The sequence below is a fragment of the Mesorhizobium sp. WSM4848 genome, from assembly GCF_055811375.1.
The window spans coordinates 99,150-114,316 of sequence record NZ_JBVVPX010000008.1 but is presented as its reverse complement, the minus strand read 5'-3'; the positions used below and the strand labels follow the sequence as shown (position 1 = coordinate 114,316).

General features: G+C 59.9%; 11 protein-coding genes and 2 pseudogenes. 12 read left to right on the top strand and 1 reads right to left on the bottom strand.

Translation table 11 applies throughout. From position 1 onward, the window contains the following. Window positions 1-448: 448 nt before the first annotated feature. From AC0L16_RS10705 to AC0L16_RS10695, 3 genes and pseudogenes are all read left to right on the top strand, one after another. Window positions 449-602, top strand: a pseudogene (locus AC0L16_RS10705) (SAM-dependent methyltransferase); the annotation flags it as partial. Between the two features lie 198 nt (window positions 603-800). Next, complete coding sequence (locus tag AC0L16_RS10700) at window positions 801-1,979, top strand: efflux RND transporter periplasmic adaptor subunit (RefSeq protein WP_473620654.1); 1,179 nt, start codon at window positions 801-803, stop codon at window positions 1,977-1,979. A gap of 2 nt (window positions 1,980-1,981) precedes the next feature. Continuing rightward, on the top strand, window positions 1,982-5,158 hold the full coding sequence (locus tag AC0L16_RS10695) for an efflux RND transporter permease subunit (protein ID WP_473620652.1): 3,177 nt from the start codon (window positions 1,982-1,984) through the stop codon (window positions 5,156-5,158). A 479-nt stretch (window positions 5,159-5,637) separates the two neighbouring features. Here the strand turns inward: AC0L16_RS10695 and AC0L16_RS10690 are convergent. Beyond that, window positions 5,638-5,949 (bottom strand): annotated as a pseudogene (locus tag AC0L16_RS10690) (transposase); the annotation flags it as partial. Window positions 5,950-6,171: 222 nt separating this feature from the next. Between AC0L16_RS10690 and AC0L16_RS10685 the strand changes: the two are divergent. The 9 genes from AC0L16_RS10685 to nodB all read left to right on the top strand — a co-directional run bounded on the left by AC0L16_RS10685 (window position 6,172) and on the right by nodB (window position 15,022). Beyond that, on the top strand, window positions 6,172-6,765 hold the full coding sequence (locus AC0L16_RS10685) for a NodA family N-acyltransferase (protein ID WP_473458394.1): 594 nt from the start codon (window positions 6,172-6,174) through the stop codon (window positions 6,763-6,765). A 127-nt stretch (window positions 6,766-6,892) separates the two neighbouring features. Further along, window positions 6,893-8,167 (top strand): chitooligosaccharide synthase NodC, encoded by a 1,275-nt coding sequence (gene nodC, locus AC0L16_RS10680; protein ID WP_473525481.1) that lies wholly within the window; start codon window positions 6,893-6,895, stop codon window positions 8,165-8,167. 49 nt (window positions 8,168-8,216) lie between these two features. After that, window positions 8,217-9,239, top strand: a complete 1,023-nt coding sequence (gene nodI, locus AC0L16_RS10675) for a nodulation factor ABC transporter ATP-binding protein NodI (protein ID WP_473525487.1) — start codon at window positions 8,217-8,219, stop codon at window positions 9,237-9,239. Window positions 9,240-9,242: 3 nt separating this feature from the next. Then, window positions 9,243-10,031, top strand: a complete 789-nt coding sequence (locus AC0L16_RS10670) for an ABC transporter permease (protein ID WP_473525482.1) — start codon at window positions 9,243-9,245, stop codon at window positions 10,029-10,031. Window positions 10,032-10,061: 30 nt separating this feature from the next. Then, entirely contained in the window at window positions 10,062-10,265 is a 204-nt protein-coding gene (locus AC0L16_RS10665; RefSeq protein WP_473507141.1) for a hypothetical protein, read from the top strand. A 57-nt stretch (window positions 10,266-10,322) separates the two neighbouring features. Then, window positions 10,323-12,338, top strand: a complete 2,016-nt coding sequence (locus AC0L16_RS10660; protein WP_473525488.1) for a carbamoyltransferase family protein — start codon at window positions 10,323-10,325, stop codon at window positions 12,336-12,338. 1,705 nt (window positions 12,339-14,043) lie between these two features. Further along, window positions 14,044-14,181, top strand: coding sequence for a hypothetical protein (locus tag AC0L16_RS10655; RefSeq protein WP_473525483.1), 138 nt, complete (start codon window positions 14,044-14,046; stop codon window positions 14,179-14,181). A 77-nt stretch (window positions 14,182-14,258) separates the two neighbouring features. Further along, a complete protein-coding gene (locus tag AC0L16_RS10650; protein ID WP_473525484.1) occupies window positions 14,259-14,366 on the top strand; it encodes a hypothetical protein in 108 nt (35 codons plus the stop codon). After that, complete coding sequence (gene nodB, locus AC0L16_RS10645) at window positions 14,363-15,022, top strand: chitooligosaccharide deacetylase NodB (protein ID WP_473525485.1); 660 nt, start codon at window positions 14,363-14,365, stop codon at window positions 15,020-15,022. The genes AC0L16_RS10650 and nodB overlap by 4 nt, the downstream gene beginning before the upstream one ends. Window positions 15,023-15,167: the final 145 nt, after the last annotated feature.

Genomic DNA, 15,167 nt, shown 5'->3' with positions numbered 1-15,167 from the left:
TTAGGGCGTGGATGGTTGTCATCCGAACAATCAATTTTGCCAATCTTGCCGACCCTATTAGGAGTGTGACCGAAATCAAGTGGCTCGGCCTGCAGGCACGCCCGACGAAGAAGCCTGAGCACCAACCACCTATGCCCATAGGAGTACAGAAGGCAACGATCCGAAGACAGTGGAAATTGGTGCCGGACGTTCCTCCTCATCGGTGTCTATGCGCGCGTCAAACGGACTCTCATTCGCTGAATGGTCCCAGAAGTGCACGAGGTGGGCAACCACACGGTGAAGCATGGTGGTGTTTTGACATCGGGTCTCACGAACGGCCCCGCTTTCAGAATTAGCGTGCCCGGGTCCCGACGCTATCTCTGACGGCGTTTTGCAGCGTCGGTGATTGCTGACTTAGCGAGGTGTGAATTTGACCCATAAAGTCGATCATGAACTGCTGAATCGAGAAATGGCCGCAGACGATCCATGGCGGCTCGATGGCAATCCGTTCGAGCGGGAGCGCCATACGCAAATTCTCAGGTGTCACTTGCGCAAGGTCCTGTCGCAATGCGCTCGAAGTCGGGTGCGCTGCCGGCGCTTTTACGCAGCGGTTAGCCCCCAATTAAGGGGTTGCCCCGAGTGGGACAAGGTGCCGAGTGTGATGTCGCAGATGAACGGCCGCGCTGGTCCGGCGCGCTTCACGGCGGCCGCATCCTGTCCAGCGAAGTAATAACCCATCAACTTTTCTGCACGCACCCATATCGGCAACGCGCCGAGTTAGAAGACGCGGCCTGGCCGAATACCGCACTGGAAAAATGACGATGCCGAAGTACAGGTTTCACAAGCTTGCAGCCGTTGTTGTGCTTGTCGGTTTCGCTGCGTGGATGGCGACGGGCGAGTTCTCGTCGGTCGGTAGCGCGGCCGCCGACAAACCCGAGGCGGGGGAGGTCGAGCAGCCAAAGGCGGCTGACGCCGGCAACGCCAAGCCCAGTGAGGCAGAACAGCCCAAGGCGCCGTTGCGTACCGTCGCGACCATAACTCCGCCCAGGCGTACCCATGCGCGCGCCATCCGGATTTCCGGACTGACCGAAGCCGATAAGCGCGCGGTCCTGGCGACTCGCGCCGCCGGCGTCATCGACAAGCTGCCGGTCAAGCAAGGACAGCGCGTCAAGACCGGCGACCTCGTGCTGATGCTGGCAGCCGAGGAAAAACTTTCGGCGGTCAGCAACGCCAAGCAGCTTCTGGTTCAGCGTCAGGCCGAACTCGATGCAGCATTGCGGCTGGCGAAAACCGGCAATCTGCCCAAGCTGCAGCTCGATACGGCTCGCTCCAACCTGACGCTGGCCCAGTCGCACCTGGAAGCCGCGCAAGCCGAGCTCGACCGCAACGAAGTGAAGGCGCCGTTCGACGGCGTCATCGACCGGGTGCCGGTGGAGCTTGGCAGTTCCGTGATGCAGGGCGACGAAGTGGCGACCATTCTGAGCCTCGATCCGGTGATTGCCCGCGGCGAGGTCAGCGAACGTGAACTCGGCTATCTGAAGATCGGCGACAAGGCGAAGGTACGGTTGGTCAGCGACCAGAATGTCGAGGGCACCGTGCGCTATATCAGCCGCGACGCCTCGTCCGCCACCCGCACCTTCCGCGTCGAGATCGCAATCCCCAACCCCGAGGGCACCATTCCGGCCGGGATGACCGCCGAGATCGCGCTGAGCGCGCAGCCGACCGACGCCGTCATGCTGCCGCGCTCCGTGGTGACGCTCGGCGACAAGGGCGACCTCGGTATCCGCGCCGTCGACAAGGACGACAAGGTCGTGTTCTTCCCGATCGATCTTGTCGACGATACGCCAACCGGCCTGGTGCTCGGCGGCATCCCGGCCGATGCACGTGTCATCGTCGCCGGCCAGGAACTGGTGAAGGAAGGCGAAGTGGTCAAGCCGGTCGAGGCCGACCAGGCGACCATCCAGAAGCTGCTGGGCGAAGCGACGGCCGGGACGCAGTAATCATGGATATCGTCAAACTCGCAATCAGCAATGCCAGGCTGACCATTTCGGTGCTGGTGTTCCTCATCCTTGCCGGTGCGGTCGCCTATCAGTCGACACCGAAGGAAGCGGAACCCGACGTTCCGATTCCGATGATGTATGTCAGCCTGATCTATCAGGGCATCTCGCCCGAGGATTCGGAACGCCTTCTGCTGCGGCCGATGGAAGCCAAGCTGAAAAGCCTCAAAGGTCTCAAGGAGATGCGTTCGGCCGCCTTCCAGGGCGGCGGTTATGTGCTGGTCGAATTCCACCCGCAGACGGATCTGGCGACGGCGCTGCAGGACACGCGCAGCAAGGTCCAGGATGGCAAGGCCGACCTGCCGCAGGCAGCCGAGGAGCCTGTGGTCTCCGAAGTCAACGTCTCCGAGTTCCCCGTCCTTGTCGTGACGCTGTCGGGCGAGGTGCCCGAGCGCGTTCTGACGACGGCGGCGCGCGAGTTGCGCGACCGCATCGAGGAAGTGCCTGGCGTGCTGGAGGGTTCGCTGCAGGGCGCCCGCGACGATCTCGTCGAAGTCGTCATCGAACCGATGAAACTGTCTTCCTATGGGCTGCAGCTCGAGCAGCTGATCGGTGCGGTCGGCGATTCCAACAGTCTTGTCGCCGCCGGCAACATCGAAGGGTCCGAGGGAAAATATGCCGTCAAGGTGCCGTCGCTGATCGAAACGCCGCAGGACGTGGCGGCGCTTCCGATCGTCGCCGGCCCCAATGCCGTGGTGCACGCCAAGGATATCGCCACCGTCCGCTCCACCTTCAAGGACGCCGAGACGGTGACCCGTCTCGACGGCAAGCCGGCGATCGCCATCGAGGTGAAGAAGCGCATCGAATCCAACCTGATCGACACGATCGCCCAGGTGAGGACCGTGTCCGATGCCTTCATAAAGACCATGCCGGAAGGCATGCACGTCACCTACACGCAGGACAAATCGGTCTTCGTCAACCAGTTGCTCGGCGATCTGCAGAACCACGTCATGATCGCCGTGATCCTGGTGTTCATCGTCATTCTCTACGCGCTGTCGGGCCGCGCCTCACTGCTGATCGGCCTGGCCATTCCATCGTCTTTCCTGATCGGCATCCTGCTGTTGGCCATGATGGGCTACACGATCAACATGATCGTGCTGTTCAGCCTCATCCTGGCGGTCGGCATGCTGGTTGACGACGCCATCATTGTCACCGAATTCGCCGAGCGGCGGATGAGCGAAGGCATGCCTAAGGCCGAGGCGTTCGCGCTTGCCGCCAAGCGCATGGCCGGTCCGGTCATCGCCGCGACGATGACGCGCATCGCCGCCTTTTCGCCGCTGCTGTTCTGGCCGGGCATCATCGGCGACTTCATGAAATACATGCCGATCACGCTGATCGTCACGCTCTCGGCCTCGATGCTCTATGCACTGGTCTTTGCACCAGCGCTTGGCGCCTTGTTCGCCAAGGCGCCGCCGCATCACGAGAAGGACAACCGCGACGGCTGGTACATGGCGGTGGTCAAGCAGGCGGTGCGCTTTCCCATCACCGTGCTTCTGCTCACCGTCGGCCTCTTGTTCGGTGTCGGCTTTGCCTATTCGAAATACGGCGCCGGCGTCGAGTTCTTCCCGAATGTCGAGCCTGACTACGGCCTGCTCTATGTGCACGCCCGCGGCAACCTTTCGCTCGCCGAAATGGATGCCGCCACAACGACCGCGGAAAACCGGCTTCTCGGCTGGCCGGGCGTGAAATCGGTCTATACCCGTGTCGGCAAGACGCAAGGCGGCGGCCAGGACATTCCTGAAGACGTGGTCGGCGTGATCCAGTACGAGTTCGTCGACTGGCGCGAGCGCAAATCGGCGAACGCCATCCTGGACGAGCTGCGCGGCGTCATGGCCGGCATTCCCGGCGTCGACGTCGAGGTTCGCGTGCCCGAGGCCGGCCCGCCCACTGGCAAGCCGATCCAGATCAGGCTGTCAGCCGTCGACCCGAAAGGTCTCGACGACAAGGCGCGCGCCGTCGCCGCACGCATTGCCAAGGTGCCCGGCGTCATCGACATTTCCGACGGCCTGCCGCCGCCCGGCGTCGACTGGGCGCTCGACGTCGACCGCGCCAAGGCGGCGCAATACGGCATCAGCCCGACCTCGGTCGGCACGGTGGTGCAACTGGTGACGAACGGGCTGAAGCTCAGCGAATACCGGCCGGCCGGTGCGGACGACGCCGTCGACATCAGGCTGCGCCTGCCCGAGGACCGGCGCACGCTGTCGACCCTCGACGACCTCAGGGTGCAGACGTCGCAAGGGTCGGTGCCGATCTCGAATTTCGTCGTGCGCAAGCCCGAGCCGACCGTCGGTATCCTCAACCGCATCGACGGCGCGCGCACCGTGGTCGTCCAGGCCAATGTCGCCGCCGGCGAGCAGGTCGCTTCTGTCCAGCAGCAGGTCAGCCAGGCTGTCGCCGAAGTGGATCTCGGCAGCGGCATACGCTGGAAGCTTGCCGGCTCGAACGAGGACAGCGCCGAGGCCAGCGCTTTCCTCAGCAAGGCCTTTGGCGCGGCGATCTTCCTGATCTTCCTGGTGCTTCTGATGCAGTTCAACAAGTTCACCAGCGTCTGGCTGGTGCTGTCCTGCGTGGTCATGGCGACCGTCGGCGTGTTCCTCGGATTGCTGTTGACCGGAGAGGCGTTCGGCATCGTCATGTCGGGCATCGGCGTCATCGCGCTGGCCGGCGTGGTGGTGAACAACAACATCGTGCTGATCGACACCTACGACCGGCTGCGCGAAGAGGGCTGGGACAAGATGGACGCCGTGCTGCAGACTTGCCGCGAACGTGCCCGCCCGGTGGTGCTGACGGCGGTGTCGGCGATCCTCGGCGTGCTGCCGATCGCTTTCGGCCTCGGTCTCGAAATCTTCCATCACGAGACGACGATCAACGCGCCGTCGACGCAATGGTGGATTTCACTGTCCTCGGCGATCGTCTTCGGCCTGTCCTTCGCCACCTTGCTGACTCTGGTGGTGACACCGTCGATGCTGATGGTGTTCACGCGCAGCAAGAACAGCCGCTTCTATGCATTCTTCCGTCGGGTGTTCCGGCGCGGAACGCCAGCCGATGCGACTATGGAGACCTCCGCAGGGCCGGGCTTGCTCGACGAGCCGGCGATCGACTTCCCGAAGGCCGCCGAATAGGCCAACTTTGCTTGGAGCGCCATGCTGAACAAATCGCTGGCCGAGATGACACGCATCGAGTGCCGGGGCGCGTCGATCAATGAAGACTGGCTGCTGGCCCGCTTCCGAAAGCCGATTTCCGCTTCCTGATGAAACGAATTGTCGAAGTTGACTTGGAGACACTGTGCGCTTCGTGGTGTCAAACTGACCCTATATGTGGACGTATAAGAGCGCCCGATTGCAACAAGTTAGCTGGATCCAGTTGATGGTCACAACTGCTGACGTATATCCGGCTTCTTCATTCGGCTCGATGTTCAGCGCGGCGAGCCTCGACGGGTTTTCGCCCGCTTCCACCTCAACGGCCCCAGACGTCGGCCGAAGCTTTTGCGGTCCACACATCAGGTTCGGAAGCGACGGGGTGACCGTTTCCCCATCTCTGCCACTTTGCTGCAAGGCCGAGGTGCGCCCTCCTCCTCGCTCTCCAGGTCCGTAAGGCTGCTTTAACCGACAGTACCGCTTGCCAGGCAGCGAGCATCGACCAGACGATTCTTGTTGCCGAGCGCGACCGCCGCGCCATCGGGATGCCGCCTTTGCCGCAACTTGTCGAGCCTGAGGCTTCGCGGAACCTGTTTGCCGCCGGCGCGATCCAGAGCTGCGCGATCGCCTATGGATCATCAGCGTGCGTCAACGGTCGCCGCGTTTGCTGACGCCTAACAGTCGGGCCCATCCTCCGCTTGATCGCTGCTTCGGCACGAGGCGCAGCCACGCCGCTGGCGGCCGCTCTTGAAGCAGGTTGTGTCACCGACAGCTGCCTCGGTGCCGTCGCTTTATGGGCCAATCGAGCACGGTCCGGAAGGTTCAGATCATGGCCTTCGAAACGCATGGTTTTAACATCCATAGCGTGGATGCTCGCGATCTAAACAATCAATTTTACCAATCTGGGCGGGTCGTTCATAGACCCCCCACATGACATGCACCGCGTTGCTCTGCCGCGTGAGGTGCACAAAAGAACCCGAAAAAGAGGAAGTCTTCGCATGCGCTCTGACGTGCAGTGGAGGTTGTGCTGGGAAAATGAGTTGCGGCTTTCCGATCACCTCGAACTCTCTGAGTTCTTCCGGAAGACCTATGAGCCTACCGGAGCCTTTAATGGAAAGCAGTTCGAAGGCGGTCGAAGTTGGGCCGGTGCGAGGCCGGAGGTCCGCGCAATCGGCAATGATGTGCACGGGATAGCGGCTCACTTGGGCCTGCTGCGCCGATACATCAAAGTTGACGACGCTGATCTGCTTGTCGCTGAACTCGGTCTATACGGGGTGCGTCCGGATCTTGAGGGGCTAGGAATCGCCCATTCGATCAGCGCGATGTATCCAGCGCTGCAGCAGCTTGGCGTTCCATTCGCTTTCGGCACGGTTCGGCCCGCGCTCCGGAACCATGTTGGGAGGTTCTGCCGCAAAGGCTTGGCGAGCATTTTGTCGGGCGTTCGCGTGCGTTCAACCCTCCCGGACGTGTACCTCGATCTGCCTCCCACGCGAGTCGACGACGACGTACTCGTCATGGTGCTCCCAATTGGACGCTCAATGAGCGAGTGGCCGGCCGGCACATTGATCGATCGGAACGGTCCAGAGCTATGAAGAGCACCCGCAATTATATCAGTCAGCGCGACCCGCCCCTCATCGCATCGATCGATCTGAATACAGCATTGACCGCGGATTTATTGTCCGCTCGCTTCCTCAAATTCACTGAGAAATCTGACATCTCATGAACCTCTTTGCCCCAGCCAGTATCGTTGCAGTCTGCTCTTATGCGCTGCTGTCGACCGTCTATAAGACCGCGCAGGTGTTTTATACCCTGCCTACAAACGTACCGCCGACCTCGGGCGAACCGGCCGGCTGTGAGCCTTGGCCGAGCGTCGATGTCATTATCCCGTGCTACAACGAGGCTCCTCGCACCCTCTCGGACTGCCTGGCTTCCATTGCAAGTCAGGACTACGCCGGAAAACTGCAGGTCTATGTTGTTGATGACGGTTCTGGAAACCGCGATGCCCTCGTAGGTGTACACGAGGAATACGCTGGTGATCCGAGGTTCGAATTCATTGCGCTCCCAAAGAATGTCGGAAAGCGCAAGGCACAGATTGCGGCGGTTCGCCGCTCGTGCGGAGATTTGGTGCTCAATGTAGATTCGGACACGATACTCGCGCCGGACGTCGTCACAAGGCTTGCGCTAAAGATGCAAGATCAAGCGATCGGCGCCGCCATGGGCCAGTTGGCGGCTAGTAATCGCAATGAAACTTGGCTGACGCGGTTGATTGACATGGAATACTGGCTCGCCTGCAACGAAGAGCGGGCAGCGCAGGCTCGGTTCGGTGCCGTCATGTGTTGCTGCGGTCCGTGTGCCATGTACCGGCGAACCGCGCTTGTTTCGCTGCTGGATCAATACGAGACGCAGCGCTTTCGAGGGAAGCCGAGCGACTTCGGTGAGGACCGCCACCTTACGATCCTGATGCTGAAAGCAGGCTTTCGAACAGAGTATGTCCCGGAGGCCGTCGCGGCAACAGTCGTTCCCAACAGCATGGGTCCCTATCTGCGCCAACAGCTTCGCTGGGCCCGGAGCACGTTCCGTGACACGTTGCTGGCGCTCCAACTGCTGCGCGGCCTTAATATTTATCTCACATTGGACGTGATTGGGCAGAATCTTGGCCCATTATTGCTCTCTTTGTCGCTCTTGGCTGGGCTCGCACAATTCATAACGACAGGTACTGTGCCTTGGACGGCATGCCTGACGATTGCGGTCATGACTATAGTTCGCTGCAGCGTGGCAGCGTTTCGTGCGCGCCAACTTCGATTTCTCGGTTTTTCGCTCCACACACTCATCAACATCTTTCTCTTGCTCCCGTTGAAAGCATACGCGCTGTGTACATTGAGCAATAGCGATTGGTTGTCGCGAAGCTCGGCCGCCACTGTGACAGACATCGACGGCGCCATTCCAAAGCCCGCCTTGGTGGGATCTGACGCAGCTTACAGCGAACAGCAATAGTCACGTGATCGCAGGTGGAAGAGTTTTGAGCCAGGACCAGAAACAGCAAGTGTTGAAGCGAAAGTTAGACCCACAGGATTTGCGGCGGATCGAGACTCCTCCGATCGAACGGGAGTCTCACGGGCAAACAAGCGCGAAAAGCTCCATGCCTGACTCTCTGTCGACCGTGGCAGTCGATTTCGCCGGCGTAACCAAGTCGTATGGGAACAAGGTCGTTGTCGACGAACTGTCGTTCACCGTTGCGTCGGGAGAGTGTTTCGGCCTCCTCGGACCAAACGGGGCCGGCAAAAGCACGATTGCGCGTATGCTCCTCGGCATGACATGCCCTGACGCGGGCACGATCACCGTGCTCGGCGTCCCGGTGCCGGCGCGCGCTCGGCTGGCACGTAGGGGCATTGGCGTGGTCCCGCAATTCGATAATCTTGACCAGGAATTCACCGTACGCGAGAACCTGCTGGTGTTCGGCCGCTACTTCGGCATGAGCACACGCGAGAGCGAAGCGGTCATCCCGTCGCTTCTCGAGTTCGCTCGCCTCGAGCGCAAGGCGGATGCGCGCGTCTCGGAACTGTCCGGCGGCATGAAGCGATGCCTGACGATGGCGCGGGCTTTGATCAACGACCCCCAGCTCATTGTGATGGACGAGCCGACCACCGGCCTCGATCCGCACGCGCGCCACCTGATCTGGGAGCGGCTGCGCGCGCTGTTAGCTCGCGGCAAAACGATTATCCTGACGACGCATTTCATGGAAGAGGCTGAGCGATTATGCGATCGGCTGTGCGTGCTCGAAAGGGGTCGCTACATCGCCGAAGGCCGCCCGCAGGCGCTGATCGACGAGCATATCGGATGCCAGGTCATGGAGATTTACGGCGGCGATCCGCACGAGTTGCATTCGCTGGTCAAGCCACATTCTCAGCGCATCGAGGTCAGCGGCGAAACCCTCTACTGCTACGCGCCAGACCCTGATCAGGTGCGCACGCAACTCCAGGGGCGACCAAGTCTGCGCCTTCTTCTGCGTCCAGCCAATCTCGAGGATGTTTTCTTGCGGCTGACCGGGCGCGAGATGGAGGAGTGAACGATGATTGAAGGTCTTGCGGCGGTGCTGCCCGCCAATGCGTGGAACTGGGTTGCGGTGTGGCACCGGAACTATCTGGCATGGAAGAAAGTCGCATTCGTGGCGATTCTCGGTAACCTCGCCGATCCAATGATCTACCTTTTCGGACTAGGTACCGGCCTCGGCATAATGGTCGGCCGCGTCGACGGTGCGCCGTACATCGCCTTTTTGGCGGCCGGCATGGTCGGGGTCGGTGCGATGACCGCCTCTACCCTCGAAACACTGTACGCGGCTTTCGCTCGCATGCATTCTCAACGCACATGGGAAGCCATGCTGTATACGCACGTTACCCTCGGCGACATCGTTCTGGGGGAACTGGCGTGGGCAGCCACCAAGGCCTTCCTGGCCGGTATGGCAATTACCATTGTCACCGCAGCCTTGGGCTATACAGCCTGGCCGTCCGTCCTCTATGCGCTGCCATTCATTGCTCTGACAGGGTTCGTATTTGCCAGCCTCGCGATGGTCGTCACCGCACTTTCGCCCAGCTACGATTACTTCGTATTTTACCAGACGCTTATCCTTACACCGATGCTGTTCCTATCGGGCGCCGTTTTCCCATTGAATCAGCTGCCTGACACCTTTCAACAGATAGCGCGATGCATGCCGCTGGCACATGCGATCGACCTCATTCGTCCGGTCATGCTTGATCGCCCGATCGGCGGCATCGCCCTGCACATCGGGGTGCTCGGCCTCTACGCGCTGTTGCCATTCTTCCTCTCGATGGCGCTGTTGCGCCGCCGACTGATGCGCTGACGCAAAAGAGAAGGAGATAAACCATGCGCTATGGACGCAAATAAAAACGACATCGCCAGCGTGTGCCGCGAAGGGTTTTGGCTGGCGTCGATCCAATCTCACAACGCTATGGAACGCCCGGCGTCTCGAGCACAGGATCTTATGTTGATCCCGGCGGACCTCATAGAATTCCTTGAGGCCGGTGATGTTTGGCTGGCGTTCGGGCGCGAGCGACAACGCGGCCTGTCTTTCTGATCGAACGGTCTCGAGAAGGCCAATTTAGTATTCCTGTACGACAAAATGGAGAGCGAGATGCTGTGTCTAGGATTGAACGGCGGATTGGACAAAGTCTATGAAAACAGGTTTCAGATTCCAAACACATTCATGCACGATGGCGCTGCGGTGCTCGTCCGGGACGGACAGGTCATTGCGGCGGTAGAAGAGGAGCGCCTCAATCGGATCAAACATTCCAACAAGCTCCCAATTAGTGCGGCTCAATACTGTCTTTCAGCAGCTGGGGTTCAGCTCAGCGAAATCGATCGAGTGGCGTTCTACGCTACCGAAGACTATAGCAACGCCATGCTTGAAAACATGCTTGTTTCCCAGCCGGACGCCTCCATTCCGTTGGATGCTAAACTGTTGATGCAGCAGCTGCTGGCGCAGGAGTTCGGTACCGAGCTCGACGCTTCGCGTATCTCATTCGTAAGTCATCATCAGGCGCACGCCGTGAGTGCTTTTGCAATGTCGGGCTTCGAGCAAAGTCTGATTTTCGCGATTGATGGCTCTGGTGATTTCCTGTCGGGCCTTGTGGCGGTTGGATCTGGTACTGAAATTACGCAAATTGCGACTTTCCCAGAGAACAATTCTCTCGGGCAATTTTATCTCGAGACGATCCGGTATCTCGGCTACGGCTTGTTCGATGAATATAAGGTAATGGGGCTTGCCCCCTACGGCGATCCCGTTCCCTATCGCGAGCTTTTCGAGCAATTCTATGAACTCTCTGCAAACGGCGAGTATCGCGTCCACCTGGACCGCATCGGTCCGACTTTGCTCCGCAGCATTCAGGTTCGGCAAAAGGGAATGCCATTCACTCAGCAGCATATGGATGTGAGTGCGTCGTTACAGGAAGCGCTCGAACGCATCGTGTTTCACATTCTTCGTCATTATCGTGAGGCCACCGGGATGACGCGGTTGTGCCTGGCCGGGGGAGTTGCGCACAATTGCTCCATGAACGGCAAGCTGCTCTATTCAGGACTTTTCGAAGACATCTTCGTGCAGCCCGCATCGCATGACGCTGGATGCGCATTAGGCGCCGCGCTAATCGTGTCTAATGAGCTGGGCCGCCCAGCGCCGCGTACGCGATTGCAGGAGGTCTATTGGGGGCCGGAACTCGCGAGCGATCACGCTGTCGAAGAGGAACTAAAGGCATGGGCGGGGCACCTGGAGTTTGAACGCACTGAGGAGGTGGCGGATAGGGCAGCCGAATGGATGGTCGGTGGCGCCGTGATCGGCTGGGTGCAAGGTCGTTCGGAGTTCGGGCCGCGAGCGCTCGGAAATCGCAGCATTCTTGCCGACCCCAGGCCCGCTTCAAACAAGGACCGGATCAACGCTATGGTCAAGAAGCGGGAAGGATATCGCCCGTTCGCCCCATCAGTGTTGGAGGAGGATGCGCGCGAATTTTTCGACCTCCCGGGCAGTGCGTGCGAATTTCCCTTCATGAATTTCGTAGTTCGTGTGCGCGATTCCAAGCGGGATTTGCTCGGCGCCATCACGCATGTCGACGGTACGGCTCGGCTGCAAACAGTATCGCGCAAGGCCAGTCCGGCCTACTGGGACGTCATCAATGCCTTCAAGCAGCGGACAGGCATCCCAATTCTGCTCAATACGTCCTTTAACAACAATGCAGAGCCGATCGTAGATTCAGTTGCAGACTCGATTGCCACGTTCCTGACAACAGAGCTGGATGGACTTGTGGTCGGGCCGTACCTCGTCAAAAAACGGGCCGCAACGCTGGAGGATTGGACTGCGCTCGCGGTTTCATTGCCGCCTTATGTATCCCTGCATAAAGTCCGCGCATATACGGCGCAGGATCGCCACGAGACCGTCTGCGAAATCCGAACGGATCACCGTGACTGTGCGCGTATTTCACATGGCTTGTTCGATCTGCTGACGCGGATCGAAGGCGAAGCCGTGCTCGCGGATCTCCTCGACACAATTACGCCGGATCAGGGCCTGCGCGAGGCTCTCACAGGAGAGCTGCGACTATTGTGGGAGCAGCGCCACGTTCGGATGCATCCCTCGCAAGCTGCTCGCGTCCACCAAAACTGATGCCAAAGTCTGGACGACCGATAACAGCTGCCCAAACACCGGTCTGCACCTTCATATGACGGTCTCCAATCCAATTGACCGAGGCAAGGGTCCTGATGATTGCGTCTGCCGCGAGCATGCATGTTCGCTCCAGCTAACGCTTATTGCAGTCGCGGATCAGCAATGGATTTGCTTGCCGGTGGCTCAAGACAGCACCAGTTCGTCGTTTCTCGACGGCGTACCGGGTCGGTGACCGCCCCTGCGACATCAGCTTGGTGTTGCATAGCGGAGGGGACGAGCGTTGGTGGATAGATTGGCGTGGGTTGACCCCGGTGGCGAGCGGGCTGGGCCGCTTGCGGGAAAGGCGGCGGCCCTTCGGCGCGCCAAGCCGGCATGTTCGTCGTTGAGCTGCTTTTGGCAAAATGCGTCGGTGGGGCGACGATCTTGTCTTAACGCGGCTTGATGCTTCGGCCTCCAATCATCCGGCCCTGTTGTTGGCATCCTTGATTTACGGCAATACGACGCCGGTGCAGATTTCGACGACGCCATCTTCAGGAAACCGAGGATCTGCTGGTCAAGGTCACGCAGGGTTAGCGTTGGCGATGCCCGACATCTGCTCTCGGGCAATCGCCTGATCGGGATGGGAGTCGAGGAAGGGGAGCGCCCTCGAGCACCTGCGCGATCGCAAGCGTCATGGTCTGTGCCCTTCGCGAAGCGCAAGAGTCTTCAGCCCGCGCAGAACCAGGTAAGGCCGAAACATAGCGAGAGCGCGGCGCCGGTGATGTAGGTAAGCCGGTGTGGAGGGTTTCCGCGCCGCCGAGGATTGCGCCGCCAAGGCGGCGGCCCCATTCGCCGCAACGCTTTCGAAGCCGTAGGTCGAGTTCAGAATGGCGGATGGCTGAACGGCACTGGAAACACCAGCCGGATCGTAGCAGGATCGCGCGGGTAGCGAAGCCGATTGGCTGTTCGCAGACCGGGCCAGTCTTGGATCGGTGGGCGGGCTTGGGCATCCACTTCGGACGTGCTCTTGGCTTTCAGGAAGAGTAGCTGCAAACTGGTTCAGTTGGCAGGAAAAGAAATGGTCCAGTCTCCAGCTCCCGGTGGCTCAATCCGCCCGCATGGCATGGGGCGCGCCAGATCTACGAAGCGCTTCGTGAGCAGATACTCAGAGGCGTCTACGACACCGGCAGCGTCGAGATGCTGCGCGACGTCGTCGCTCAACTCTGAGACGTTGACGGTTCCGCACGCGGGTTAGAACATTCGCGACCGCTCATCGTAAACAGGTCATCGTTGAAAGCAGTTGGGCGACGGCCGCGCTCATGGCCGGCTGAACTAGCTGATGCGGCTTGCCGCCACCGTGCCGTTGCGCTCGGTCAGCAGTGCGTGGAGCCGACGAGGAGCTTCACATCAACGGCCATTGTCTCATCTATCCACAACGTGGATGCTTGTCATCGAAACATTCGATTTTGACTATCGGACAGGACATTGCATAGCATAGGAAGAATTCAAGGATGCAGGCTAGGGAGATTGTCGATGTATGCGGTTGGCTCCGAGGAGCATTTTTCTGGTGTGTGCATTCTGGTCTGCGCCGAACATTAAGCGAGCCGATTCCCTTTTCGACCAGGTACGTCGGTGATCGCGCAAGCTGCATCGCGTCGGTTCTTTCGCCACAAGCCCCCAACTAGCGTAGGCGCCTGCCCCAAGGATCAACAAGTCGAGGTTTCCCATGCGCTCCCAAGGACGGTGGAAGTTGTGCCGGGAGAACCAGTTGCAAGTAGCCGATCATATCGGACTCTCCGAGTTCGTCCGAAAACCTATCGGGGGGACTGACCCTGCAATGAAAAGCTATGCGCTGGTAATTTGAGGCGTTCTGCAGAGACGGCCCGGCCACGATGTATCGATGTTCGCGTGCGGTCCCACTCAGAAGTGCTGGATCTCGACATGCCGCCTCGCGTGGAGGACGTGCTCCTCGTGATTATGCCGATTGTGCGGCCGATGAGCGAATGGCCGACCGATGCAACAATTGACCGGAAGGATCCGGAGCTATGAAACATCTTGATGACGGATGGGAGGTGCAGAGTGAATGCGCTGATGGAACCGGCCGTCGGAGCGTTTATCTGACGTTTGACGACGGTCCCGATCCATTCTTCACACCACAGATACTCGATGTGCTGGCGCAAAATCGGGTGCCAGCGACTTTCTTCGTCATTGGCGCCTACGCCGCAGAGCACCCGGATCTCATCCAGCGAATGATCGCAGAAGGGCATAAGGTAGGCAACCACACGATGTCTCATCCGGATCTGTCCAAATGCGGCTTGGGCGAAGTGCAACGTGAGGTATTTGAGGCGAACCATGCCATCATGGGAGCATGCCCGCAGGCCTCGATCCGCTACATTCGCGCACCGTACGGCGCCTGGAGCGAAGAAGTGTTCACTGCGTCAGAGATCGCCGGGCTGGCGGCCCTTCATTGGTCGATAGACCCAAAAGACTGGTCGCGCCCCGGCACCAACGCGATCGTCGATGCAGTGCTCGCCTCGGTGCGGCCCGGCGCCATTGTGCTCTTGCACGATGGTTGCCCTCCCGACGAGTCGAGACGGAGCAGTCAAGCCAGTCTGCGCAACCAGACCGTCTTGGCGCTCTCCAATCTGATTCCGGCATTAGATGCCTGCGGATATGAAATTCGCTCGCTTCCAGAACATCACTGAATGCGAGATCCTATGGACCTGCTTTCCCAGGCAGTACCCTATGGTCTCGCGTATGAAGGCTTACAGGCTTCGTCGACATCGGACGAACTGTCGGCTCCGACCCGTTGACTAAGCGTAGACGTTTGTTGTCACCTGCTACAATGAG

Coding starts and splice junctions, on each gene's coding strand:
- AC0L16_RS10685 (WP_473458394.1), top strand. CDS start 6,172: ATGCGCTCTGACGTGCAGTGGAGGTTGTGCTGGGAAAATGAGTTGCGG.
- AC0L16_RS10700 (WP_473620654.1), top strand. CDS start 801: ATGCCGAAGTACAGGTTTCACAAGCTTGCAGCCGTTGTTGTGCTTGTC.
- nodC (WP_473525481.1), top strand. CDS start 6,893: ATGAACCTCTTTGCCCCAGCCAGTATCGTTGCAGTCTGCTCTTATGCG.
- AC0L16_RS10665 (WP_473507141.1), top strand. CDS start 10,062: ATGGACGCAAATAAAAACGACATCGCCAGCGTGTGCCGCGAAGGGTTT.
- AC0L16_RS10670 (WP_473525482.1), top strand. CDS start 9,243: ATGATTGAAGGTCTTGCGGCGGTGCTGCCCGCCAATGCGTGGAACTGG.
- AC0L16_RS10660 (WP_473525488.1), top strand. CDS start 10,323: ATGCTGTGTCTAGGATTGAACGGCGGATTGGACAAAGTCTATGAAAAC.
- AC0L16_RS10655 (WP_473525483.1), top strand. CDS start 14,044: ATGCGCTCCCAAGGACGGTGGAAGTTGTGCCGGGAGAACCAGTTGCAA.
- nodB (WP_473525485.1), top strand. CDS start 14,363: ATGAAACATCTTGATGACGGATGGGAGGTGCAGAGTGAATGCGCTGAT.
- AC0L16_RS10695 (WP_473620652.1), top strand. CDS start 1,982: ATGGATATCGTCAAACTCGCAATCAGCAATGCCAGGCTGACCATTTCG.
- AC0L16_RS10650 (WP_473525484.1), top strand. CDS start 14,259: ATGCCGCCTCGCGTGGAGGACGTGCTCCTCGTGATTATGCCGATTGTG.